This is a genomic window from Saccharopolyspora phatthalungensis, from assembly GCF_014203395.1.
In the GTDB taxonomy this organism is placed as follows: Bacteria; Actinomycetota; Actinomycetes; order Mycobacteriales; family Pseudonocardiaceae; genus Saccharopolyspora; species Saccharopolyspora phatthalungensis.
On sequence record NZ_JACHIW010000002.1, the window covers coordinates 669847 to 693313 of the forward strand.

Annotated in this window: 22 protein-coding genes and 1 pseudogene; 15 read left to right on the top strand and 8 right to left on the bottom strand. The window is 67.5% G+C overall.

Annotation, left to right across the window (positions count from 1 at the left end; genetic code table 11):
- The first annotated feature begins 221 nt into the window (after positions 1-221).
- The gene (gene recD2, locus BJ970_RS29905; protein ID WP_184730442.1) at positions 222-2435 is read left to right on the top strand and encodes an SF1B family DNA helicase RecD2; all 2214 of its coding nucleotides are present in this window, start codon (positions 222-224) and stop codon (positions 2433-2435) included.
- Between the two features lie 32 nt (positions 2436-2467).
- Here the strand turns inward: recD2 and BJ970_RS29910 are convergent, their stop codons facing one another.
- Entirely contained in the window at positions 2468-3223 is a 756-nt protein-coding gene (locus BJ970_RS29910) for a CDP-alcohol phosphatidyltransferase family protein (protein ID WP_376775149.1), read from the bottom strand.
- A gap of 104 nt (positions 3224-3327) precedes the next feature.
- Between BJ970_RS29910 and BJ970_RS29915 the strand changes: the two genes are divergently transcribed.
- The 5 genes from BJ970_RS29915 to BJ970_RS29935 all read left to right on the top strand — a co-directional run bounded on the left by BJ970_RS29915 (position 3328) and on the right by BJ970_RS29935 (position 7899).
- Entirely contained in the window at positions 3328-4305 is a 978-nt protein-coding gene (locus BJ970_RS29915; protein ID WP_184730444.1) for a zinc-dependent alcohol dehydrogenase, read from the top strand.
- Positions 4306-4319: 14 nt separating this feature from the next.
- On the top strand, positions 4320-4718 hold the full coding sequence (locus BJ970_RS29920; RefSeq protein ID WP_184730446.1) for a 6-pyruvoyl trahydropterin synthase family protein: 399 nt from the start codon (positions 4320-4322) through the stop codon (positions 4716-4718).
- An 11-nt stretch (positions 4719-4729) separates the two neighbouring features.
- Complete coding sequence (locus BJ970_RS29925) at positions 4730-5809, top strand: glycosyltransferase family 4 protein (RefSeq protein ID WP_312864626.1); 1080 nt, start codon at positions 4730-4732, stop codon at positions 5807-5809.
- Positions 5806-6660: a small ribosomal subunit Rsm22 family protein gene (locus tag BJ970_RS29930; protein WP_184730448.1), complete on the top strand. Its 855-nt coding sequence runs from the start codon at positions 5806-5808 to the stop codon at positions 6658-6660. Before BJ970_RS29925 ends, BJ970_RS29930 begins: the two co-directional genes overlap by 4 nt.
- A 183-nt stretch (positions 6661-6843) precedes the next feature.
- Positions 6844-7899, top strand: coding sequence for a lysylphosphatidylglycerol synthase transmembrane domain-containing protein (locus BJ970_RS29935; RefSeq protein ID WP_312864544.1), 1056 nt, complete (start codon positions 6844-6846; stop codon positions 7897-7899).
- 18 nt (positions 7900-7917) lie between these two features.
- Here the strand turns inward: BJ970_RS29935 and BJ970_RS39675 are convergent.
- Positions 7918-8589: pseudogene (locus tag BJ970_RS39675) on the bottom strand (RibD family protein); the annotation flags it as partial.
- A 328-nt stretch (positions 8590-8917) separates the two neighbouring features.
- Here BJ970_RS39675 and BJ970_RS29940 point away from each other — a divergent pair.
- The 7 genes from BJ970_RS29940 to BJ970_RS29970 all read left to right on the top strand — a co-directional run bounded on the left by BJ970_RS29940 (position 8918) and on the right by BJ970_RS29970 (position 14147).
- A complete protein-coding gene (locus BJ970_RS29940; RefSeq protein ID WP_184730450.1) occupies positions 8918-9661 on the top strand; it encodes a mechanosensitive ion channel family protein in 744 nt (247 codons plus the stop codon).
- A 114-nt stretch (positions 9662-9775) separates the two neighbouring features.
- A complete protein-coding gene (exaC, locus tag BJ970_RS29945) occupies positions 9776-11299 on the top strand; it encodes an acetaldehyde dehydrogenase ExaC (RefSeq protein WP_184730452.1) in 1524 nt (507 codons plus the stop codon).
- Positions 11299-11709 carry a DUF779 domain-containing protein gene (locus BJ970_RS29950; RefSeq protein WP_184730454.1) on the top strand — a complete coding sequence of 137 codons (411 nt, stop codon included), beginning with the start codon at positions 11299-11301 and terminating at the stop codon, positions 11707-11709. The genes exaC and BJ970_RS29950 overlap by 1 nt, the downstream gene beginning before the upstream one ends.
- 285 nt (positions 11710-11994) lie before the next feature.
- Positions 11995-12201 (top strand): hypothetical protein, encoded by a 207-nt coding sequence (locus BJ970_RS29955; protein WP_221468314.1) that lies wholly within the window; start codon positions 11995-11997, stop codon positions 12199-12201.
- A gap of 30 nt (positions 12202-12231) precedes the next feature.
- Complete coding sequence (locus BJ970_RS29960) at positions 12232-12747, top strand: DUF6879 family protein (protein ID WP_184730458.1); 516 nt, start codon at positions 12232-12234, stop codon at positions 12745-12747.
- The gene (locus BJ970_RS29965) at positions 12734-13588 is read left to right on the top strand and encodes a helix-turn-helix domain-containing protein (protein ID WP_184730460.1); all 855 of its coding nucleotides are present in this window, start codon (positions 12734-12736) and stop codon (positions 13586-13588) included. Before BJ970_RS29960 ends, BJ970_RS29965 begins: the two co-directional genes overlap by 14 nt.
- Before the next feature lie 67 nt (positions 13589-13655).
- Entirely contained in the window at positions 13656-14147 is a 492-nt protein-coding gene (locus BJ970_RS29970) for a hypothetical protein (RefSeq protein ID WP_246471895.1), read from the top strand.
- 447 nt (positions 14148-14594) lie between these two features.
- Here the strand turns inward: BJ970_RS29970 and BJ970_RS29975 are convergent, their stop codons facing one another.
- The 6 genes from BJ970_RS29975 to BJ970_RS30000 all read right to left on the bottom strand — a co-directional run bounded on the left by BJ970_RS29975 (position 14595) and on the right by BJ970_RS30000 (position 22143).
- Positions 14595-15026 carry a PaaI family thioesterase gene (locus BJ970_RS29975; protein WP_312864545.1) on the bottom strand — a complete coding sequence of 144 codons (432 nt, stop codon included), beginning with the start codon at positions 15024-15026 and terminating at the stop codon, positions 14595-14597.
- Positions 15027-15226: 200 nt separating this feature from the next.
- Positions 15227-16453, bottom strand: coding sequence for a xanthine dehydrogenase family Fe-S subunit (locus BJ970_RS29980; protein WP_184730462.1), 1227 nt, complete (start codon positions 16451-16453; stop codon positions 15227-15229).
- A gap of 4 nt (positions 16454-16457) precedes the next feature.
- Positions 16458-17342 (bottom strand): FAD binding domain-containing protein, encoded by an 885-nt coding sequence (locus BJ970_RS29985; RefSeq protein WP_184730464.1) that lies wholly within the window; start codon positions 17340-17342, stop codon positions 16458-16460.
- Positions 17343-17351: 9 nt separating this feature from the next.
- On the bottom strand, positions 17352-18131 hold the full coding sequence (locus tag BJ970_RS29990) for an enoyl-CoA hydratase/isomerase family protein (RefSeq protein WP_184730466.1): 780 nt from the start codon (positions 18129-18131) through the stop codon (positions 17352-17354).
- A gap of 2 nt (positions 18132-18133) precedes the next feature.
- On the bottom strand, positions 18134-20560 hold the full coding sequence (locus tag BJ970_RS29995) for a xanthine dehydrogenase family protein molybdopterin-binding subunit (protein WP_184730468.1): 2427 nt from the start codon (positions 20558-20560) through the stop codon (positions 18134-18136).
- A gap of 8 nt (positions 20561-20568) precedes the next feature.
- Positions 20569-22143 (bottom strand): class I adenylate-forming enzyme family protein, encoded by a 1575-nt coding sequence (locus tag BJ970_RS30000; RefSeq protein ID WP_184730469.1) that lies wholly within the window; start codon positions 22141-22143, stop codon positions 20569-20571.
- Positions 22144-22252: 109 nt separating this feature from the next.
- Between BJ970_RS30000 and BJ970_RS30005 the strand changes: the two genes are divergently transcribed.
- Positions 22253-22804, top strand: coding sequence for a PadR family transcriptional regulator (locus tag BJ970_RS30005; RefSeq protein ID WP_312864546.1), 552 nt, complete (start codon positions 22253-22255; stop codon positions 22802-22804).
- Positions 22805-22894: 90 nt separating this feature from the next.
- Entirely contained in the window at positions 22895-23455 is a 561-nt protein-coding gene (locus BJ970_RS30010) for a type 1 glutamine amidotransferase domain-containing protein (protein WP_184730471.1), read from the top strand.
- Positions 23456-23467: the final 12 nt, after the last annotated feature.

Sequence of the window (23467 nt, forward strand, 5' to 3'; positions counted from 1 at the left end):
GGGCCAAACCGGACGCGAGCAGGAGTAGTCCGGTGATCATCCCGATGCCGGCTATCAACACGGTGGCGTTGATCAGAGGACGCATATGCGATCCCTTCATATCGGTGCATGAGTCCCCAGTGGACCATCCTCGAAGGATCGGCGCCGGACGGTGTTCGCCCGGTCAGACGACGCCGGGCCACCACGCCGGAGACCACCCGTCCCGTGGTAGGTATTGCCAGGTGGGAACGCAGGGAAACTCGCCGCGACGCGCCGTCCTGGAGGGGACGCTGGAGCGGATCACCTTCGCCAACGAGGACACCGGGTACACGGTCGCGAGGATCGACGCCGGCCGAGGCAATCTCGTTACCGTGGTCGGCGCCTTGCTCGGTGCACAGCCTGGCGAAGCGCTGCGCATGCGGGGCCGATGGGGCGCGCACCCACAATATGGGCGCCAGTTCCACGTGGACGACTACCGCACCGTCCTGCCCGCGACCGTGCAGGGCATCCGCCGCTACCTCGGCTCGGGGCTGATCAAGGGCATCGGTCCGAAGCTGGCGGAGAAGATCGTCGACCACTTCGGCACCGACGCGCTAGAGGTGATCGAACAGACTCCCGAGCGGCTGATCGAAGTGCCCAAGCTCGGCCCGAAGCGCACCAAGCTGATCGCCGACGCGTGGGAGGAACAGAAGGCGATCAAAGAGGTGATGGTGTTCCTGCAGGGCGTCGGGGTATCGACGTCGCTGGCGGTGAAGATCTACAAGCAGTATGCCGACGACGCGATCCGGGTGGTGCGCGAGGAACCGTACCGACTGGCCACCGACGTGTGGGGCATCGGGTTCAAGACCGCGGACTCCATCGCGCAGGCGGTGGGAATTCCGCACGACTCGCCGCAGCGGGTCAAGGCAGGACTGCAGTTCACGCTGTCAGAGGCCACCGGCGACGGCCATTGCTACCTGCCCGAGACCGAGCTCATCGCCGAGGCGGCCAAAATTCTCGCGGTGGACTCGCGGCTGATCGTCGGCTGCCTCGCGGAATTGCTCACCGACGAAGGAGTGGTCCGCGAAGAGATCCAGACCGACGACGGTGATCCGGTTCCGGCGATCTACTTGGTGCCGTTCCACCGCGCCGAGGTTGCCCTGTCCAACCAGTTGCTGCGGCTGCTGAGGACCGGTGGCGATCGCTTGTCGGTGTTCACGTCGGTGGACTGGGACAAGGCATTCGGCTGGTTGCGGCAGAGCACCGGCGTGGAGCTCGCCGATGCGCAACGAGCCGCGGTTCGGCTGGCGTTAACCGAGAAAGTCGCCGTGCTGACCGGCGGACCGGGCTGCGGCAAGAGCTTCACGGTGCGCTCGATCGTCGCCCTGGCCCGGGCAAAGCAGGCGAAAGTCGTGCTGGCCGCCCCGACCGGGCGCGCGGCCAAACGGCTCACCGAACTCACCGGTCACGAGGCCGCTACCGTGCACCGGCTGTTACAACTGCAGCCCGGCGGGGACGCCGCATTCGACCGGGACAATCCGCTCAAGGCGGACCTGGTGATCGTCGACGAGGCATCCATGCTGGACCTGCTGCTGGCCAACAAACTGGTCAAGGCGGTGGCCGAGGGCTCTCACCTGCTGTTCGTGGGCGATGTCGACCAGCTGCCGTCGGTGGGTGCCGGGGAGGTGCTGCGCGACCTGCTGGCCGAAGACACCCCGCTCCCCCACGTGCGGTTGAACGAGGTGTTCCGGCAGGCCGCGGAGTCCGGGGTGGTCACCAACGCGCACCTCGTGAACGCCGGGAACTACCCCCGCACAAGAGGATTGTCCGATTTCTTCCTGTTCTCCGTGGATGAAGCCGACCAGACCGCCGAACTGCTGGTGGACGTGGTGTGCCGCCGCATCCCCCGCAAGTTCGGTCTCAACCCGCGCACCGACGTGCAGGTGCTGGCGCCGATGCACCGCGGCCCGGCCGGGGCCGGCGCGCTCAACCAGCTGCTGCAGGAACATCTCACGCCAGAGCGGGAGAACGCGCCGGAGCGGCGGTTCGGTAGCCGCGTGTTCCGCGTCGGCGACAAAGTCACCCAGATCCGCAACAACTATGACAAGGGCACCAATGGCGTGTTCAACGGGACCCAAGGCGTCGTCACCGCGCTCGATGTCGAGGGCCAGACCCTCACGGTCCGCACCGACGAAGACGAAGACATCGACTACGACTTCGCCGAACTCGACGAACTCGTGCACTCCTACGCGCTGACCATCCATCGCTCGCAGGGCAGCGAATACCCCTGCGTGGTGATCCCGCTGACGACCAGTGCCTGGATGATGTTGCAGCGCAATCTGCTCTACACCGCGATCACCCGCGCCAAGCGGCTCGTGGTCCTCGTGGGTTCCAAGAAAGCACTCGGTCAGGCCGTCCGCACTCCCGGTTCCGGGCGACGGCACACCGCACTGGCACCACGGCTGCGACGCGGCTGACCGGGCCAGGAAAGGACGGACAACAACAGAACCTATTTCGAATCAATGCTGCGCGTGCGGGGTGAGAGCCCCGTTCGCTTCCGCGTGCGCCACAGCCATGCGACGTCCCGTCCGAACGACCACAGCAGCAGCGCCAACGCCACCGCGACCGCGACGACTGTGGCTGGCCGAGCAGCGATGCCCGCGCCGGCGATCACGAGGATGATCCCCTGCAGCGCGGCAACGGCTTTCCGGGCGAAACTCGGTGGCAGCGGTGCGCGCAGCCAGGGCATGATCCACGCGGCGGCGACGAAGACGTACCGCATGGCACCGATCGCCAACACCCAGATACCCAGCGACGTGGCGACGAAGACGCTGAGCACGAGGATGAGGAAGGCGTCGACTTCCATGTCGAATCGTGCTCCCAGCGGAGAGGACGATCCGGTACGCCGAGCAGCGTATCCATCGACTGCGTCGAGGATCAGTGCCACCGTGGCGAGCGCGACGAGGAGCGCGGTGCGCGGTCCCCCGCCAATGCCGTCCGCGACGAGCGCCGTCACGCAGCCGACGAGTGTCGCCCGGGCGAGGGTGACTCGGTTCGCCGGTCCCAGGGCTCGGGTCCCCGCGCGGCGCCCGGCGACGGCGAGGATGATCAACAAACCTGCGGCGTACGTCGTTGCGGCGAGCCAGCCTAGCGGGCCTAGGCCGACGCTCACACCAAGCGACACCAGCAGGGCGAGTTGGACGGCAGCACCGGCGGCGAGCTCCATGCCGAACGGGCTCAGGTGCCGTTCTAGCTGCGTGTTCACGACACCTCCTGTCGTGCGGTGTCCACAACGCCCGCGCGTATCGTAGTGGCGACTTCGGGCGAAGGCGCCGGGTAGTCGACTGACCCCGTCCTTGGAGGATGCCGATGGAGCTCGGTGCACGTGCTTTCTGGCTCCGCTCTGCCGGCATGGGCGAGATCCGGCCGGTGACGATACCGGCCCCCGGTCCCGGCGAGGTGCTGGTGCGGACATTGTGCTCCGGGGTCAGCCGCGGCACGGAGACGCTGGTGTTCCGCGGCGGCGTGCCGGAAAGCCAGCACTCGGTGATGCGTGCGCCCTTTCAGGCCGGCGAGTTCCCCGGGCCGGTCAAGTACGGCTACCTGAACGTCGGAGTCGTGGAGCACGGGCCCCCGGATGTACTGGACCGCATCGTTTTCTGTCTCTATCCACATCAGACTCGCTACGTCGTTCCGGCCAGCGCCGTGACCCCGGTGCCGGATTCGGTGCCCCCGGCGCGTGCGGTGCTGGCCGGAACCGTGGAAACCGCCGTGAACGCGATGTGGGATGCGGCCCCGCTGTTCGGCGATCGGATCGCGGTGGTCGGGGCCGGGATGGTCGGTTGTTGTGCGGCGGGGTTGCTTGCCGGGTTACCGGGCGCTCGGGTGGAGCTGGTGGACGTCGATCCCGGGCGGGCCCGGATCGCCGAGGCGCTGGGCGTCGAGTTCGCGACGCCCGAAGCGGCCGTCGGCGACTGCGATCTGGTTATCCATGCCAGTGCCACCGAAGAAGGGCTTTCGCGGTCGCTGGAATTGCTTGCGCCGGAAGGCGAAGTCGTCGAGCTCAGCTGGTACGGCGATCGACGGGTCAGCGTGCCGCTGGGCGAGGAATTTCATTCCCGGCGCTTGGTGGTGCGCAGCAGCCAGGTGGGCGCGGTCTCGGCGGCTCGGCGCGGACGCCGCACGTTCGCCGACCGGCTGTCGCTGGCACTGGATCTGCTGGCCGATCCCCGGTTCGACGCGTTGATCACCGGGGAGAGCGATTTCGAGGAATTGCCTGCCGTGCTGCCCCGGCTGGCCGACGGCGAGCTTCCGGCGCTGTGCCACCTCATCCGCTATGCCGACTGATCTCTGGAGGATCGTTGTTCAGCATCACCGTCCGCGATCGCATCATGGTGGCGCACAGCTTCCGGGGTGAGGTCTTCGGTCCGGCGCAGCGCCTGCACGGCGCGACGTTCGTGGTGGACGCGACGTTCCGCCGAGCCGAGCTCGACGCCGACAACATCGTCGTCGACATCGGCTTGGCGACCCAAGAACTCGGCTCCGTGCTCAGCGAGCTCAACTACCGCAATCTCGACGAAGAACCGGCCTTCGCGGGGATCAACACCTCGACGGAGTTCCTCGCCAAGGTCGTCGCCGACCGGCTCGCGGACCGGGCGCGCGCGGGTGCGCTCGGCGAAGGCGCCCGGGAGCTGGCCGGGATCACCGTCACGTTGCACGAATCGGACATCGCTTCGGCGACATTCGAACGAACGCTGTGAGTACGACCGACATTCGCGCCGTCCACGTCGTCTTGCCGGGGGACGTCGACGACGTGACGGTGCCCAGTGGCGGCAACGTTTACGGTCGTCGGGTGTGCCGGGACCTGGCCGACCACGGCTGGCGGGTGCACCTGATCACCTGTGCGGGATCGTGGCCGCAGCCCGAGGACGGCGCGCGTGCGGCCTTGGCGGATACGCTGGCCGGGCTGTCGGAGGGTGCTGTTGTGCTCCTGGACGGGCTTGTGGCGTGCGGCGTGCCCGACATCGTGGTGCCGCAGGCGCGGCGCCTGCGGATCGCCGTGCTGGTGCACCTTCCGCTGGCGGACGAGACCGGGCTGGCACCGGCGGTCGCGGCGGATCTGGATGCCCGGGAGAAGGCGACACTGCGTGCTGCGGCTGCCGTCGTGGTGACCAGCCCGTGGGCTGCGTCGCGGCTCGCCGCGCACGGGCTCGACGCGAGCCAAGTACACGTCGTAACTCCCGGCACCGATCGCGCTGCGCCTGCTCCCGGTAGGGAAAGCGGATCCCGGATGCTCTGCCCGGCCGCGGTGACACCCCGCAAAGGGCACGACCTGCTGGTCGAAGCGCTCGCGACCATCACCGACCTGTCGTGGACCTGCGTATGCGCCGGAGCTCTGCGCCGTGACGCCGCCCATGTCACGCGCGTGCGGCAACTGATCGACAACACCGGAATCGATGATCGCGTCCGGCTGGTCGGCCCGTACTCGCGCCAGGAGTTGGACACGGCGTATGCCGAATCCGATCTCGTCGTGCTGGCCTCCCGCGCGGAGACCTACGGCATGGTCGTGGCCGAAGCGCTGGCACGCGGGATTCCCGTGCTGGCCACGGAAGTCGGTGCCGTGCCCGAGACGCTCGGACGTGCTCCCAACGGCGACGTACCGGGGCTGCTCGTTGCACCCGAGGACGCGCCTGCGCTCGCGAGGGCCTTGCGTCGCTGGCTCACCGAGGCCGCCTTGCGGAAGCGTCTGCGGGCCGCCGCCCGATCCCGCCGTGGCACGCTGCACGGGTGGGACGAAACGGCTCGGGCGCTGGCAAGCGTGCTGGACGATCTTCGCGGGGAGCCGAGGTGAGCTCCGTCGGCGAATTCGCCCCGGACTGGCTTGCGCTGCGGGAACCCGCCGATTCCAACGCCCGAGCACGCGACCTCCTCCCCCCGCTGCGCGCCGCCCTGTCGCCCAGTACCACCGCACCGGTGCTGGTCCGGGATCTGGGCTGCGGCACCGGGTCGATGGGACGCTGGCTGGCCGGAGAACTGCCCGGCCCGCAGCGCTGGATCTTGCACGACCGTGACCCGGAATTGCTGCGGCGCGCGGAGCGGGTCCCGCTGCTCGACGCTCATGGCGGCCCGGTCGCGGTCCAGACGCTGCTTTCGGACATTGCAAGCTTGCGTGGTGGCGATCTCGTCGGTACTTCGCTGGTGACCGCCTCCGCGCTGCTCGATCTGCTCACCGGCGCGGAGGTCGCGGGCCTCGTTTCGGCGTGCGTGGATGCCGGATGCCTGGCGCTGCTGACCTTGTCCGTGGTGGGCAGGGTCGAGCTGGCCCCCGCCGACCCGCTCGATTCCGTTCTCGAGTCGGCGTTCAACGCTCATCAACGCCGGCCCGTGCGCGGCCGACGGCTGCTCGGGCCGGACGCCGTCGACGCCGCGAGTGCTGAGTTCGAGCGGCGCGGCGCGGTAGTGCACTCGTGCCCCAGCCTGTGGCGGCTGGGCTCGGCCCATGCGGCGTTGACGATGGAATGGCTCAAGGGCTGGGTTGGCGCGGCTTGCGAACAGCAGCCGGAGTTGGCGTCCGCAGCGCAACCGTACCTGCGGCGTCGGCGTGCGGAATGCTTCGCCGGTGACTTGCGGGTGCTCGTCCACCACCGCGACTTGCTCGCTGTTCCGCGGCTCAGCGCCGGGAATCACCGCGCGGCAGTGTGACGCTCTGCCGCTCCGGCGTGATGGTCCATTCCCACGCCGACAACGGCGGCTCGCGGGCCGAGTTACTGTGGCCTGGTGTCGCCTAGGACCAACCGGTCGTCCTGTTCCAATTCAGCTGAGCCGACCAGGTCACGCATAGCGCGCACGACGCCCCGTCGAGAACACAAGGTCCGGCGCGGGCGGGTGTGGCCGTGGCTACAGGTGCTGGGCGGGGTGGCGATCCTGGCAGTGCTGCTGTGGCGGCTGGGCACCGGGGCGTTCGTAGCGGGGCTGCGGGTCATCGATGTCGGCGCGGTCGTCGCCGCGCTGGGAATCGGATTGCTGACGACCGTGTTCAGCGCGTGGCGGTGGTGCCTCGTCGCGCGCCGCATCGGACTCCGCCTGCGGTTGGGCACCGCAGTCGCGGACTACTACCGCGCGCTGTTTCTGAACGCGGCGCTGCCGGGCGGCGTGCTCGGCGACGTCCACCGTGGTGTCCGGCATGGCCGGGATACCGACGATGTCGGCCGCGGTGTTCGCGCTGTGGTTCTGGAACGAACCGCAGGGCAGGTCGTGCTCTTTCTGGTCGCGGGCCTGGTCTTGCTTGCCCGGCCCTCCTTGTTCCACGAAGTCGGGTCCTGGCACGTGGCTGGCGTGATGGTGGTCATTTCGGTCGCGGCCGGGGCCGTACTCGTCGTATGGGCACGAACCACCACGCGGGGACGGCGCGCGGTTGCGACTGCGATTGGAGAGCTACGTCGCGGCCTGCTCGCGCGCGACACGTGGCCTGGCGTCGCGATTCTGTCTGTGGCGACACTGGCGGGGCACCTGGCGCTTTTCCTAGTCTCCGCGCGCACGGCGGGCGTGGCGGCGCCGGTATCGCAGCTGGTGCCGCTGCTGGTGCTAGCGCTGCTAGCGATGGGATTGCCGGTGAACGTTGGCGGCTGGGGACCACGGGAGGGCGTGCTGGCCTGGGCGTTCGGCGCAGCCGGCTTGGGCGCGACGCATGGGTTCACCACGGCCGTGGTGTACGGGGTGCTCACCTTCATCGCGAGCCTGCCCGGTGCCGGTGTGCTATTGCTCCGGCGTGTGGGCCAGCGACGATCCACGCAGGCCCAGGTCGAATTCGAAGAGCGTGTCTTCGCCGAAGGCAATCCGGCGCACGGGCGGCCGGAGGGCGTCGCGCATCCGCTCGGTCCCCGGGAACTGCAGGCCGGGCACCCCGTCACCCAGCAGTACGGGCGCGACGGTGACGTATAGCCGGTCCAGAGCGCCTGCCTGGAGGAAACGCGAGACGGTCACGCCGCCGCCTTCGATGAGGACGCGGCCGAGACCGCGCTGCGCTAGCGCGTCGAGAACGGGCTGCAGTTCGAAACCGTCTTCGTCGCAGGGCATCCGGATGACGTCGACACGTTCACCAAGGCCGTCGACGTCGGTGTTCGCGCATCCCACCATCCACAGCGTTGGCGCGGCACCGTCGATGAAGACGCGCCGTTCGCGCGGAACGCGGCCGCGGTGGTCGAGGACAACTCGCGCCGGGTTGGCGCCGGTACAGGCCCGCACGGTCAGCTGCGGATCATCTGTGGTCGCGGTGTCCGCCCCGACGACCACCGCGTCGCAGAGGGCGCGCAAGCGGTGCAGGTGACACCGGTCCTGTTCACCGGTCACGAAAACCGCGTCGCCGGTGCGGGTCGCGATGCAGCCGTCCAAGCTCTGCCCGAGCTGCGCGATGACATAGCGCGGACCGGCCAGGCACAGCGGCAGGTACAGCTCGGCGAGCTGCGCGGCCTCGGGCGAGGCGGCGTCCTCCCATCGCCACCTGCCATCGCGATCCTTGCCGAGCCCGGCGGCGGAAGCGTCCTGCGCGCTGCGGACGTGACGGATTCGTTCCCACGCCGCGGAAACATCCAGCACCCCGCGCTCAACCGTCCCGGTCACGATGCGACCCACTGCACCGCGCCGGTGGCGGTCGCCGCCGAGAAACCGCGGCGCATGGTGCTGGGAGCCATCGAGTGGCGCATGGCAACCTTTCGTCCGAGATCGAGTGCCCGTGCCAGCCTAGGCGATCCGTCGATGTCACGGACAGCAATCACCCCCTCACCGGCTGGTGGCACGCGCTCGAACGCGCGGTTCTTGTCCTGTGTGGACACCGGCGTCGCCGGCAACCGTCATCCCCCGCCCGGAAACTGCCCGCTCCGGCGGCCATTCCGGTGACGGGAGGGAGCTCCTGATCACCAGGGTCTTGATCGTGCGGCGATCACCACCAGAATCGGAACACATGGACTCCCCGAACGGCGACGCCACCGACGTCGGTCAACGAAGCTGGCGACGCGGCATGAGAGCGGTCGTGACTCCGCGGCGGCTCACGCGCGAGACGAAACGCGCCATCGGCGCGTCCGTGCTGGCGCTGGTGATGCTGGTGACGGCCGCTCTGATCGAACCGGCGACCCTGTTCCACACCGGCCAGCCGCTGCACAAAGCCGCCGCCGTCGGTGGCGCCGTGCTGTTCATCGTTTTCGGGGCGATGGCGGTGCAGAACATCAGCCGGGAGGCGGCCCGTCGCACCCGGGTCCGGTTGAGCGCGAGCCACGCCGGTGCAATCCGGTTGGCCATTTCCCTGATGGGGTACGCCGCCGTCGCGGTCCTGGCGCTGGGCGAGCTGGGCGTCCGAGTCGACCAACTCCTGGTTGGCGGGGCCGTGACCGGTGTCATCATCGGCATCGCCGCGCAGCAGTCGCTCGGCAACGTCTTCGCGGGCCTGATGCTCGTGATCGCCCGTCCGTTCACCATCGGTGATCACGTGATCGTGTACTCCGGGACGCTCGGCGGCCCGCTCGAGGGTCACGTGGTCGAAATGGGGCTCGTGTACCTCACGCTGGAAAGCGATGGCGGCCCGATCCGGCTGCCCAACACCGCCGTGCTGAACTCCGCCGTCGCGCCAAACAGCCGGATCAGCCCAACGCGCAATGAATCAGCAGAAGGCCGGCTCACGGAGCCGGGCTCGCCCACGTCTTCGGCTTAAAGCAGTCGATTGACTCACCACAGCGCAACGTCATTGCAACGTTGCGTGCTCTACCTTCTGCCACACTGGATCAAGGAGTGATCCAGGTCACCGCAGTTCGCACTGGAGGAATGCATGGCTCTGTACGCAGCGCCGGGTACAGCCGGTTCGGTCGTGGAGTACCGGTCGCGCTATGACCACTTCATCGGTGGCGAGTACGTGGCCCCGGCCAAGGGCGAGTACTTCGAGAACCCCACCCCGGTCACCGGGAAGACGTTCACCGAGATCGGCCGCGGCACCGCCGAGGACGTCGAGCGCGCCCTGGACGCCGCCGAAGGCGCCGCGGCGGCGTGGGGCAAGACTTCGACGGCCGACCGCGCCGGCATCCTGCTCAAGATCGCCGACCGGATGGAGCAGAACCTCGAAACGCTCGCGGTCGCCGAGAGCTGGGAGAACGGCAAGCCGGTGCGCGAAGCGCTGGCCGCCGACATCCCGCTGGCCATCGACCACTTCCGCTACTTCGCCGGCGCGTTGCGCAGCCAGGAAGGCTCGATCTCGCAGATAGACGAGAACACCGTCGCCTACCACTTCCACGAGCCGCTGGGCGTGGTCGCGCAGATCATCCCGTGGAATTTCCCGCTGTTGATGGCCACCTGGAAGCTCGCGCCCGCGCTCGCCGCCGGCAACACCGTGGTGCTCAAGCCCGCCGAGCAGACCCCGGCGTCCATCCACGTGCTGCTCGATCTCATCGCCGACCTGCTGCCCGCCGGGGTGCTCAACGTGGTCAATGGCTTCGGCGTCGAAGCGGGCAAACCGCTCGCGGCCAGCCCCCGGGTCCGCAAGGTCGCCTTCACCGGCGAGACCACCACCGGGCGGCTGATCCTGCAGTACGCCAGCGAGAACATCATCCCCGTCACCCTCGAACTCGGTGGTAAGAGCCCGAACATCTTCTTCGACGACGTCGCCGCCCACCGCGACGCCTTCTACGACAAGGCGCTGGAAGGGTTCGCGATGTTCGCGCTCAACCAGGGCGAGGTTTGCACCTGCCCGTCGCGGGCGCTGATCCAGTCCGGCATCTACGACGACTTCGTCGCCGACGCCACCGAGCGCACCGCGAAGATCAAGCAGGGCAACCCGCTGGACACCGACACGCAGATCGGCGCGCAGGCCAGCAACGACCAACTCGAGAAGATCCTGTCCTACATCGACATCGGCAAGCAGGAAGGCGCCACGATCCGCACCGGCGGCCACCGCGTCGAGCTGGAAGGCGACCTGGCCGGCGGCTACTACGTCGCGCCGACCATCTTCGAAGGGCACAACAAGCAGCGGATCTTCCAGGAGGAGATCTTCGGTCCGGTCGTGTCGGTGGCGAAGTTCGACAATTACGACGACGCGCTGAAAACCGCCAACGACACGCTCTACGGCCTCGGTGCAGGCGTGTGGAGCCGCGATGGAAACACCGCCTACCGCGCCGGGCGCGACATCCAGGCCGGCCGGGTGTGGGTGAACAATTACCACGCCTACCCCGCCCACGCCGCATTCGGCGGGTACAAGCAGTCCGGCATCGGCCGGGAGACCCACAAGATGATGCTCGACCACTACCAGCAGACCAAGAACATGCTGGTCAGCTACTCCGAGAACGCCCTGGGGTTCTTCTGATGGAGACTCCCGGCAGGGTGTCGGTCACCGCGGAGGCGGCGGCGCAGATCCGCCGCCTCCGCGGCAGGCACGGCCCGGTGATGTTCCACCAGTCCGGCGGATGCTGCGACGGCAGCGCACCGATGTGTTACCCCGCAGGCGAGTTCCGCACCGGCGGTGCCGACGTCCTCCTCGGCGAACTCATCATCGACGACGTCGCCGAACCGGTGCCGGTGTGGATGTCGCGTTCGCAGTTCGAGTACTGGAAGCACACCCATCTCACCATCGACCTCGTACCCGGCCGCGGCAGCGGTTTCTCCCTCGAAGCTCCCGACGGTGTGCGGTTCCTGATCCGCTCCCGGCTGCTCACCGACGAAGAGTGGAAGGAGCTGGAGGGGACGACGGAGAACAGGGAGCATCAGGCGAGCTGAGGCCCGGCCTGCGGCTGCGGACCTCACCGAGGGCGGCGATTTCGCGCGAAATCGCCGCCCTTCCCGCACAAGGACCGTCAATTTCGCGTACGCGGTTACCGGTTTTACACACGAACCAGGGGTGCCCCTGAGCATGTTGTCGCTGGTCAGCGGGGTGACTAGCGCGAGCTGCCCCGCTGACTGGGGCACTCCTTGATCCGTGTGACTATGGGCAAGTTATGCAACATCGCGACTAGCCCCCGGTTCAGCCTTGATCCTCCCCACCTGATCGCTAAGGCTGTGACCATGATGCTACGCAAGGTGTCCGGCTGCCGCGATGATGACTGCCCAGCCGTCTACGTCTCCGACCGAGGTACGGCCGTAGTCCACGGGGCCCACGTCCCCAGCGCGGAGGGTTTGACCCTCGGAGAGGGAGAAACAGCGGTCGAGTTGCCCCCTGACATCGTCCTCGACGCGGTGACAGCGCTAGCCGAGACTTCCAGGAGGCGCTGAGGTGGTCGAGAGGCTCCGGGAGGATCTCAAGTGCTCCTAGACCGGGAAGCGTTCCGGCAGAGGTTCAACGACTGCCAGCGGTCCGCCTGGCGGTTCGAGTGCCAACAAAACTACGCCATTCCTCGGGAAGATGACGACTTCAGCCGTTGGCGTGCCGGACAGCCGATGCCGGACGGACATAACGCGGCCTGGCATGACCGTGTGCAGGGCTACGTAGCGGAGGGCAAGACGGTCGGACGTGTACGGGTATTGCATCGCCCGTTGACGGAATATCTCCGGTTTCAACTGGATTGGGCTATCCCTGGCAACATCGCGGCCGGGGAGGATATCCGGATCCTCGACGTGACCAATCTTGACCTCGATCTACCCGCGCATGATTTCTGGATCTTCGATGACTCTTTGGTGGTTGACCTGAACTTCAATCCAGACGGCACCCTGATAAATCGAGACCAGCGAGAAAACCCAGACCCCACCCAATACCTGAAGTGGCGAGACACAGCATTGGCGCACGCCGTTCCATTGAGCGAGTGGAATGCTCGAACCTGATACCGATCAGCAGGACCGAAAGAACCTTGCTGAGACGCTGCAACAGCTACGAAAGGCCGTCGGCCTCTCCGGTGAGAGGCTGGCGGCCCGTGCTGCTATGTCTCAATCAAAGGTCAGCAGGATTGAATCAGGCAGGGCTCTACCATCCGTCGCCGATGTTGAATGCTTACTCCAAGCGCTTGAAGTGCCTTCCGATGCTCGGGCGGAAATTCTTTCTCTAGCCCGCGCGGCGAACGTCGAGTACGCCTCCGTTCGCTCGTCCGCCCGAAAAGGGATCTGGCGACGGCAAGCCGAACTGAAATCACTTGCGAAGGCTTCCTCTGTTGTTCGCCATTTTCTCCCCGCGATCCCGTCGGGTCTCCTCCAGACACGCGAGTACGCGCGTGCTGTTCTTACTCCAGGCGTAGAGGGAAGACCAGCGCGGGATATCGACCGCGCCATACAGGCACGGCTAGATCGGCAGGAAGTTTTGAACGACGAATCTCGTCGGTTCTACTTCTTGCTTACCGAGCAAGCGGCCCGAGTCAAATACGCTGCCGCCGATGTTATGGCCGCGCAATTGCGCCACATGACCGAAGCATCCACCCGGCCGAACGTGGACTTAGCCATCTTGCCGAATAGTGCGCTTGTCAGCGAACCCCCTCTTAACGTTTTCGCCGTCTATGATGATCGGCTAGTCACGGTCGAGCTCTTCTCCGGCTCAGTCGCGCTACGCGACTACCGAGACATCTCGTATCACCTCAACGTGTTTGAGCACTTCCGCGAACGCGCAGTGACCGGAGACCAGGCGAGAGACTTTCTCGAATCAGTAGCAGACGAGTTTACCCAACAACGCGCATAGCGCTACACCCGTCGATCAGGCCTCCCGATAATCAAGGTAGACAATTCGGGAGGCATCACATGCGCACATGGTTGTGGCGCTGGAAAGAGCAGCGCCGGAAACATCGGAAGTACCGAGCGATGATGAAGCGCCGGAAGCGGGTGCAGCTATGAGCACCCCAACAACCGAAAACGAATCGTCGCTGACGCTGGAAGATCTGCTTACCGAGCTGCGCAAGCGTGGCTGGACGCTGATTCGCTGGGGGCGATTGGAAGCCCCCGAGCTGCTAGCAGCGATGTTCCATCGCGGTACTAGCGCCGACGTGTTCATTCTCCGCAGCGCTAAGGATGCTAGCGCCTACCGGTGCCCGATCATCGGTGACTCACCCGTGTTCTGCCCACCGATAGTGGCGTGGCAATACCACGGCAAACCGTCGTGGACTCTACATGAAGTCCTGGCATTGGAAGAACCAGGGAAGCCAGGAGCACCGATGAATATCGAAGCCCCGCACCCGAAGTGCGCGATACCGCCAGGGTTGCCTAAACCAGTGAACATTCGACCGCTGAGACAGAACCGCTGAGAACTAATTCCCGGGCCAGGCGCAGGAACGGGGGATTCCGCTAAGACCCTAGTAGGTCCAAGTGGAAGCCGATGGCAACTAAGGAAAATGCAATCCAACGGACGGGATGCCTTGGGTGATCACGCCGGAAGTTACTGCGGCATTAAGGAGAGAAAGAGGACCGACCCAATGCTTCCATTCCATTTGAAAGGAACAGTGTATCGCCACTACTTCCTAGAAATTTCCCATATCCGCTCTGCGGTGCGCCGCGACGAACTTCCCCACTCTCGTAACCGTTCAGGGCGTCTTGCACCACGCCAGTAGCCACCTCCCCAGTCGGTGGCCGACTATATCCTGTTGATCATATTGGATGATAGACAATCCGCTACTACGGTATGCCCCCAAGCGTGATCTTCTTTTTCTTGCAAGAATCTGGCGGGATCAAACCGACGGAGTTAGCCAGCGCTATCATCGCTTGGGCCAAGTGCCTGGTCTGCGGCGGATCGCGCAGGTCAGCATCGCCGTGCAGACGCGCCGGTGTTCTTCGTCGGTGATGGCAATCTCGTAGGTCGCCGTGTCGTGTCCGTTGTGGACGGTGGTGGCCACTCCGGTGACCACCCCGCTCTTGGCCGCGCGGTGGTGCGTGCAGGAAAGCTCGACGCCCAGGGCGATCCGGTCCGGTCCGGCATGCAGCAGGGCCGCGATCGACCCCAGGGTCTCGGCCAGTACCGCACTGGCGCCACCGTGAAAGAGCCCGTAAGGCTGCCTGTTGCCCTGCACCGGCATCGTCCCGACAAGCCGGTCGGCCGACCAATCGGTGATCTCGATCCCCATCCGGGCCACGAGTTGGTCGGGAGCCGATACCCTGTCCCGCAACTCACTCTGCGCCTCCTCGATCACGGCTGCGTTTCCTCCCCTGGTCGTCGCCGTCGAGTGCTCCGCTGTCGCGCACCGGGCCATCTCGTGCTGCACCGAGCTGCCGTCGCGATGCCTGACTCAGCGAACGCCGCCGCCCGTCCGGTGGGCGACGGCACCGCGGTTGCGCCCTCGGGTCTGATCATCGCCCATCGCCTTCGGCGATAGAGGCTCGGCCGGTGGGATCAGCGCTTGCGACGGCCGATTCGGCGCAGCCGGTCGAGCAGAGTGCTCAGCAGCAACCGCAGCGCGCTCGGCGCGCCCGCCGGGGTCTGGGGTGCCTCGCCGGAGGTGGCGGCCTCCTTGACCGCCTCGGCGAACTGCTCGAACATGCGCCGACTGATGTCGCCGGCCAGCGCCCGGCCGAACTGGGCGATGCGGCCGGTGAGGTATACCGCCGCGTCAGCACGGAGTTGGGTGCCCTGTTCGGTGGGGCGGGCGACGAGCGTGATGTCGGCTTGGGTCTGCGCTCCGCCGGTGTCCTGGCCCTGGGCCAGGACCCGCAGCGTGCCGGTGTCGCGATCGTGCTCGACGATCCGGGCGAATCCGTTGAAGGACAACTTGATCGGCCCGACCGCGACACGGGCGCGCCCCGCGTAGGCGTTCTCGCCGAGGTCATCGGTGAGTTCGGCGCCGGGCAGGCAGCGGGCCAGCAGGTGGACGTCGTCGAGCACCCGCCACACCAGGTCGAACGGCACGTCCAGGTCGGTGGTGATCTCCACCGCGACCGTCGGTTCCCCTTGCGGAAGCTTGATGTCCACGGTCTTGGCTGCGGTGTCGGCTACCGGCTTGTTGGCTTCGGGCACCGTCGCCGACTGGCCGTTGGAGCGTCCGACGAGTGCGCGCCGCGCGCAGTTGCCCGGTTCGGGGATGCCGTCGGGATGCGCCCGGTGTGTTTCCGCGACGGCGGTGAGGATGTTGCGGTAGCCGGTGCAGCGGCAGATCACCCCGGACAGTTCCGCGGGCAGCTCGTCGTCGGTGACGTCCGGCTTGTTCGCCAGCAGGTCGTAGGAGCTGAGCAGGAAACCCGGGGTGCAGAAACCGCACTGCAAGGCGTGGTTGCGGCCGAACGCCTGCTGGAGCGGATGCAGGTCGTCGGGTCGTCCGAGTCCTTCCACCGTGACGACCTCGGCGCCATCGAGCTGGCAGGCGAACAGCAGGCAAGCGCGCGCCGCCTCGCCGTCGACCAGCACGGTGCACATGCCGCACACGCCGTGCTCGCAGCCCACATGGGTGCCGGTAAGGCCGAGGTGGTCGCGCAACGCGTCGGAGAGCGTGACGCGGGCAGGCAGGTTCAGCACCGCCGGTGTGCCGTTGACCGTCAGGCGGACTTCGACCGGTTCATCCGCCGCCGCGCGGACTGGCCGCAGCCGGGTTTCATCGGCTTCGCGGGGGGTTTCAGTGCTCGTCATGTCCTTACCTCTGGGAGCTTTCGGTGGCGCGCCGGTATGCCTTGGCCAGTTCCCGGGCGGCGAGGGTGCGGAACAACCGCCGCCGGTATTCGGTCGAGGCGTGCACATCGCCGTCGGTGTTCACGACCTCGACCGCCAGCGAACTCAGCGGCCCTTGCAGCTCGGTCGGCACATCCTGCGCCGCCGCGGCAAGGGACAGCAGGTCCGCGACCTCACGAGTCACGGGGCGGTCGGAGACGCCGAACGCGGTCAGCGTCGCGAACACAACGCGATCTTCGGCCACCCGCACGTGGGCCGCCACACCCGCCAAGGCGAAGTCGCCGTGCCGACGAGCGATTTCGGCGAATCCGAAACCATCCCCCGGCCGGGCGGTCGGGAAGCGCACCGCGGCGAGCACGTCTTCACCTTCCAGCGCGGTAGCCATCGCACCGGCGAAGAACTCCCGGGCGGCGACGGTTCGCCGACCGCGCGGGCCGACCAAGTCCAGCTCGGCGTTCAGGCAGCTCGCCACGGCGGGGATCTCCGCCGCGGGGTCGGCGTGGGCGAGGCTGCCGCAGACCGTGCCGCGACTGCGGAGCTCTCGATGGCCGACCCAGGGCAAGGCCATGCGCAGCAAGGGCACCGAGGCGGCCTCGGGCGCCCGCTCGATGCGTCGCTGCCGGACGGTGGCGCCGACTTCCAGCCGGCCGCCGTCCGCCCGCAGCTCGCCCAACTCGGGGACGGCGTTGATGTCGACCAGCGTCGTCGGCCGCGCCAACCGCATCGCCAGCACCGGCACGAGGGACTGGCCACCAGCGATGACCTTGCCTCCGCCATCGGCTCTGACGAGTTCGGAGACGGCCTCATCCAGCGTCGCGGGGCGGACGTATGCGAAAGGTGCGGCCTTCATCGCGCTATGTCACCGGCCCTGGAACTTGGGTGCGCGCTTGTCGTTGAACGCCGCGACACCCTCGGCGAAGTCGTGGCTGGAGCGCAGCATCGCGTATGCCTTGCGCTCCAGTTCGATGCCGGTGTAGAGCGGACCGTCCACGCCGCGGTCCAGCACCTCCTTCGCGGTCCGCGCGGCCAGTGGGGAGAACCCGAGCAGCTTGGCCACCAGCTTCTCCACCGCCGCGTCCAGTGCGGCGCGATCGTCAAGCACGTCGGCGACCAGGCCCCAGTCCTTGGCGTCGCCGGCGTTGATCCGCGAGGCGGTCAGCACGTGGTACTTGGCGCGGGACAGGCCGATCAGCCGGGCGAGCCGCTGGGTGCCGCCGGAGCCGGGGATCATGCCCAGGTTCATCTCCGGCAGCGCGAACTGGCTGCGGCTGGTCGCCAGGCGGATGTCCGAGGACAGGGCCAGTTCGAAGCCGACGCCGAAGCAGTATCCGTCCACCGCCGTGACCACCACCTTGGGGCTGCGGGACGGCGCGGTGACGTTGTGCCCGAGGTCGGTGAAGTCGATCGGGTCGACCTCCATGAACCCGGCGATGTCGCCGCCCGAGGAGAACTGCTCGCCCTCCCCCTGGATCACCACGACCTGGATCTTGTCGTCGGCGTCGATCTCGGCGAACCGCTCGGCCATCACCTGGCGGGTCTGCCAGGTGATGATGTTGTACTTCCCGTGGTCCAGGGTCAGGTAGGCGACCCGGCCGTCGTGCCCGCGGGTCAGCTTGATCTCGCCTCCGGTGAGGGCCATCGTCAGTTCTCCCTTTCGTTCTCAGGTGTTTCGCCGCCGAGCAGGCGGTGGATCACGTTGCCGTGCAACGGCAGCGAGGTGATGTCCACTCCGGACGGTTCCAGTGCGTCGGCCACCGCGTTGGCGATCGCCACCGGCAGGCTCATGCAGCTGCCTTCGCCGCACCCCTTCGCGCCGAGCCGGGTCAGCGGCGACGGTGTCTCCAGGTGATCGCTGAGGAGTTCGTAGGTCGTCTCGGCCGTGGTCGGGCACAGGTAGTCCATGAACGTCGCCGAGGTCGGCTGGCCCGATTCGGAGTAGCGCATCTCCTCGTAGAGCGCCCCGCCGATCGCGTGTGCCAGCGCACCGTGCACCTGCCCCTCCAGCAAGGTCGGGTTCAGGATGGTGCCCGCATCGTGCACTGTGGACACCAGCTCCACGTTGAGCTGGAGCGTGGCCGGGTCGATGCGGCACACCACCAGCTCGGCCACGAACCCGTAGCAGAGGCTGGAGTTGATCTGGTCGTCCCGGCTGGGGGCCTTGGCCTGCGGTGGGGTGAAGGCCGCTTCCTCGTACAGCCGGGCCGCGGTCCCGTCCGGCAACGATCCCGGATCCCAGTGCACCATCCCGGCGGCGTGCCGGAACTCCACGGCGCGGGAGGGGTCGTCGCGATGCCGGATCTTGCCTTCGGCCAGCACCAGGTCCGCCGGGTCGAGCCCCAGCATGGTGCCGGCGGCCAGCCGCAGGGTGTGCGCGAGGCGCTCGCTGGCTTCCACCAGCGCGCTGGTCAGCAGCGGCGCGAAGCGGGACGAGTAGCTTCCGGAGCTGATGGTCCACGGCGTGGTGGCGGTGTCCATCTCGACGACCGGTCGCACCATGCCCAGCGGCAGCCCGAGCTGGTCTGCCACCACTTGTTGCGCCACGGTGGCGTGCCCCTGGCCCTGCGGCACCGTGCCCAGCAGGACCGAGACGATGCCGTTGACGTCGATGCTGACGCGCACGTGTTCGGTGGAACCGGACTTTCCTCGGCCGGGCGGGCGTTGGTCGGCGGGGGTGGCCAGGCCGACGTAACCGATGTTGGTGGCCGACGGGTCGACGATCGTGGCTACGCCGATGCCGAAGTATTCGCCCCGAGCCCGCGCTTCCTGTTGCCGCCGACGCAATTCCGGGTAGTCGGCGTTCTTCAGGGCGAGTTCGAACGCCTGCGGGTAGTCGCCCGAGTCGTAGATGCCGCCGGTCGCCGTGCGGTACGGGAATTCATCGGCGCGGACGAGGTTGCGCAGCCGGACCTCGACGGGATCCAGGCCGCATGTGATGGCGACCTTGTCCATCAGGCGTTCCAGCCCGAAGTAGAGCTGTTGGCCGCCGAAACCGCGGTTGAGCCCGGTGGGGGTCTTGTTGGTGACGACCGCCCGGGACCGGATCTGCACGGCATCGATGTCGTAGGCGCCGGTGATGTTGCCGAAGCACCGGTACAACGTGCTCGGTTCCGGTGGACGCAGGTAGGCGCCGACGTTGTCGATCAGGTCGACGCGCAGCGCTTGTACCGTGCCGTCGGCGGCCACGGCCGCGTCGAAGCGCATCGACCGATCCGACCCGGCCGAACTCGCCAGCAGGTGCTCGTTGCGGTCTTCGGTCCAGCGCACCGGGCGTCCGGCGTGCTTGCTGGCCAGCGCCAGCAGGGCGACGTACGGGTAGATCCCGGCCTTGATGCCGAAGCTCCCGCCGTTGTCGGCCGGCACCAGCAGCCGAACCCGGGAGGTCGGTACGCCCAGTGCGCCCGCGATGACCGGCACCATCGAGAACGGCCCGTGGAAGTTGGCCCACGCCGTGATCGCCGGACCGTCCACCTCGTCCTGCCATTCGGCGATGACCGAGTAGCACTCCATCGGGGTGGAGGAATAGCGCGGGAACTCGTATTCCCCGCTGACGACGTGCTCAGCCGCCGCGAAGACCTCGTCGACCGGTCCGAAGTGGAATGTCCGGTCGGTTGCCACGTTGCCGTCGGCACCGTCGTGCAGTCGCGGTGCGTCCGGTTCGAGCGCCCGGGCGATGTCGACGACCGCGGGAAGCGGTGCGTAGTCGACGGTGACCAGTTCGGCGGCGTCTTCGGCCGCGTAGCGGTCACCGGCGACGACGACCGCGATCGGCTCGCCGACGAACCGTGCTTTGTCCGTCGCGGTCGGGTAGTACGGCATCGGTGCCTTCAGCGACAGCGGGAACGGGCGGAGCGTTTCAAGCACCTCGTCGGGGCCCACGACCGCCGCCACACCAGGGTGCGCGCGGGCGCGGGAGAGATCGACGCCGCGGATGCGCGCGTGCGGGTGCGGGCTGCGCACGATCGCCGCGGTCAGCGTGCCCGGCAGGGGGTCGAGGTCATCGAGGAACCGACCCCGGCCGCACAGCAGGGCGGGGTCCTCGATCCGGGCGGTCGTCCTGGGGGAAGCCATCCGCTGGTTCACTTTCGGGATCCGATCGCAGCGCCGGTGGCGGTTTCGGCCAGCGGCTCGTAATGCCCCTGGGTCAGTTCGCGCCGCAGGATCTTGCCTACCGCGGACTTCGGCACTTGCGCCACGGCGACCAATCGTTTCGGCCGCTTGAGCGATGGAAGTCCGGACTGCTCGCGCACGAAGTTCGCCAGCACCTCGACGGCGTGGTCGGCCGTCATTCCCTGCTCCGGAACGAAGAATGCGGTGGCGGCCTGGCCCCAGCGGTCGTCGGGCAGTCCGACGACCACGACGTCGCGCACCGCCGGACAGCGGATCAGCGCGTCTTCGATCTCGTCGGGGTAGATGTTCTCCCCGCCGGAATTGATCATGTCGTCGACCCGGCCGGAAACCCACAGGTCCCCGTCCTCATCCGCGACCGCCAGATCGCCCGGGAAGTACCAGCCGTCCCGGATCGACTTCGCGTCCGCATCCGGTCGCTGCCAGTAGCCACCGAACGCCTCGGGGCTGTGCATCGAGATCGCGATCTGGCCCTGCATCCCGGCCGCCACCAGGTCGTTCGGCGACGCCTGCGGGTCCGGGTCGACCAGCCGGACCCGGGTGAACACCCCGGCGCGGCCGGCGCAGCCCGGCTTGGCCGCCACGTCCGGTCCGATGGTGAAGGTGTAAATCTCGGTGCTGCCGAAGTGGTTGACGAACACGTCCGGGTTCAGGGTCTCGACCAGCTGCGCCGCCAGGGTCGGCGTCATCGACGCTCCGGCGTAGGCGAGCTTGCGCACGTTTGTCGCCTCGTGCAGGCGGCCGGTGCCGAGCAGACCCCAATAGATGGTGGGCACCAGGTATAAGGCGGAAACCCGTTCCCGGGTGATGAGTTCGAGCGATTCCTCCGCGTCGAAACGCACCTGTGGCACCCAGGTGCCGGCGCTCACGACGCTGGCCAGCAAGCTCCGCAGGCCCATCGTGTGGAACATCGGCATCACGCCGAGGGTCGTCTCGAACGAGCCCTGCCGGCTTTGCAGCAGGTGCGCGAGCACCGCGTGAAACTCCGCGGTGTGGGTTCGCGGGACGCCTTTTGGTTTCCCGGTGGTGCCCGAGGTGTAGAGCATGACGCTCACGTCGTCCCGGGCAACTCGAACGCCGAGCGCGCAGTCGGGCTGCTGGGCGGCCAGTTCGAGGATGGGCGCCGCTTCGGCGGGCGCTCCGTCGCCGACGTGTGCGCACCTGATCGGCGGCAGCGTCCCGAGCGCCGATTGCGTGGTGGCGGTCGTGGACGCATCGGTCACCACCAGCGCGGGCGCGGCGTCCCGCAGGCAGTAGGCCAGTTCGGGCGCGCCGAACCGGAAGGACAGCGGGACGGAGACCGCGCCGAGCTTCTGCGCCGCAAAGTGCAGCGAGGCCATCGGTTCGCCGCCTGCCAGCAGGAAGACCACGCGGTCCTTCGGCCGGACGCCCAGGTCGGCGAGTGCCCGTGCCAGGCGGTTCGTGTGGGCGTCCCACTCCGCGTAGGTCATCGGGTTGGGCCCGCCGACCGCACGCCGTCTGGGATACCGCTCGGCAGTCCAGCGCAGCACTGTCCCGAGGTCCATACCCAATTCCTCTCGCAGCATCCATGATGCGACTTCGTGGCCGGAGTCAGATCGTCCAGAGCGGATCGTCTGTTTCGGATGGTTGGAAACGTACGATAAGGTTCGAAGTGTGTCAACGGTTCGGCTCTCGACGACCTCGTACGTCGTGCTGGGGATGATCGCGCTGCGCGGGCCCTCGACGTCGTATGACCTCAAACGCGCCATCGGCCACTCGGTGGGCTACTTCTGGCACTTCCCGCACGCCCAGCTGTACTCCGAACCGAAGCGCCTGGAGCAGTTGGGGCTCCTGGAAGTCGACGAGGAAGACGACGGCCGACGCCGGAAGACCTACACGATCACCGAAGCGGGCCGCGAGGCCGTCCGCGCGTGGATCGCGGAACCGACCAACCAGCACTTCGAACTCCGCGACATCGCGGAGATCAAACTGTTCTTCAACGAGCTCGCCGATCCGGTGGACATCACCCGACTGGCCCGCGACCAGATCAAGCAGCACGAGGCGCGCATCGCCGAGTACGAGGAGATGCAGCAGCGCTTCGGCGATGCGCCCGCCATTTCCCGGCGCATGGTCACGCTCGGGCTCGGCCTCGAAATGGAGCACGCCGCCCTGCGGTTCTGGTCGTCACTGGCCGAACGAGCCGAACGAGGCGAGTTCGGCTCTTGAAAGCTGGTTCAAACACAAGCGGACTCGGCTACCCCACCGGGTAGATACGCGTGTCACGAACCGAAAATCGCACAGGTGAGGAGACCGATCATGACGAACGAACTTCGCGGGCGCAAGATCGCGATTCTGGCTGCGGACGGCGTCGAACGCGTGGAACTCGACCAACCGCGCGGTGCGCTCTATGGCGCCGGGGCGCAGACCGAGTTGCTCTCGCTCCACCCCGGCGAGATCGAAGCCCGGCAATTCGACATCAACCCCGCCGGAACGTTGCCGGTCGACCGGCTGATCTCAGACGCATCGGCCGACGACTACGACGCGTTGTTGCTCCCGGGTGGCACGGTCAACCCCGACCAGCTACGGAGGAACGCCGATGCGGTCTCCCTCGTCAAGGCATTCGCGGACGCGGGCAAACCGATCGCGGCCATCTGCCACGGCCCCTGGACCCTGGTCGAGGCCGATGTGGTGCGGGGACGCCGCCTGACGTCGTGGCCGAGCATCCGCACCGATCTGCGCAATGCCGGGGCGGAGGTCGTGGACGAAGAGGTCGTCACGGATGGACAGTTCACCACCAGCCGCTCCCCTGCCGACCTCCCCGCCTTCTGCGCGGCGATCATTCACCAGTTCAGCCAGGCCAAGCAGGCCACCGCCTAACCGGAAGGCGGG

What these genes read in the sequence shown, in the direction of transcription:
- BJ970_RS29915 (WP_184730444.1), top strand. Translation starts at nt 3,328, where the DNA reads ATGGAGCTCGGTGCACGTGCTTTCTGGCTCCGCTCTGCCGGCATGGGC.
- BJ970_RS29940 (WP_184730450.1), top strand. Translation starts at nt 8,918, where the DNA reads ATGGACTCCCCGAACGGCGACGCCACCGACGTCGGTCAACGAAGCTGG.
- exaC (WP_184730452.1), top strand. Translation starts at nt 9,776, where the DNA reads ATGGCTCTGTACGCAGCGCCGGGTACAGCCGGTTCGGTCGTGGAGTAC.
- BJ970_RS29950 (WP_184730454.1), top strand. Translation starts at nt 11,299, where the DNA reads ATGGAGACTCCCGGCAGGGTGTCGGTCACCGCGGAGGCGGCGGCGCAG.
- BJ970_RS29955 (WP_221468314.1), top strand. Translation starts at nt 11,995, where the DNA reads ATGATGCTACGCAAGGTGTCCGGCTGCCGCGATGATGACTGCCCAGCC.
- BJ970_RS29965 (WP_184730460.1), top strand. Translation starts at nt 12,734, where the DNA reads ATGCTCGAACCTGATACCGATCAGCAGGACCGAAAGAACCTTGCTGAG.
- BJ970_RS29970 (WP_246471895.1), top strand. Translation starts at nt 13,656, where the DNA reads ATGGTTGTGGCGCTGGAAAGAGCAGCGCCGGAAACATCGGAAGTACCG.
- BJ970_RS29980 (WP_184730462.1), bottom strand. Translation starts at nt 16,453, where the DNA reads ATGACGAGCACTGAAACCCCCCGCGAAGCCGATGAAACCCGGCTGCGG.
- BJ970_RS29985 (WP_184730464.1), bottom strand. Translation starts at nt 17,342, where the DNA reads ATGAAGGCCGCACCTTTCGCATACGTCCGCCCCGCGACGCTGGATGAG.
- BJ970_RS29990 (WP_184730466.1), bottom strand. Translation starts at nt 18,131, where the DNA reads ATGGCCCTCACCGGAGGCGAGATCAAGCTGACCCGCGGGCACGACGGC.
- BJ970_RS29995 (WP_184730468.1), bottom strand. Translation starts at nt 20,560, where the DNA reads ATGGCTTCCCCCAGGACGACCGCCCGGATCGAGGACCCCGCCCTGCTG.
- BJ970_RS30000 (WP_184730469.1), bottom strand. Translation starts at nt 22,143, where the DNA reads ATGGACCTCGGGACAGTGCTGCGCTGGACTGCCGAGCGGTATCCCAGA.
- BJ970_RS30010 (WP_184730471.1), top strand. Translation starts at nt 22,895, where the DNA reads ATGACGAACGAACTTCGCGGGCGCAAGATCGCGATTCTGGCTGCGGAC.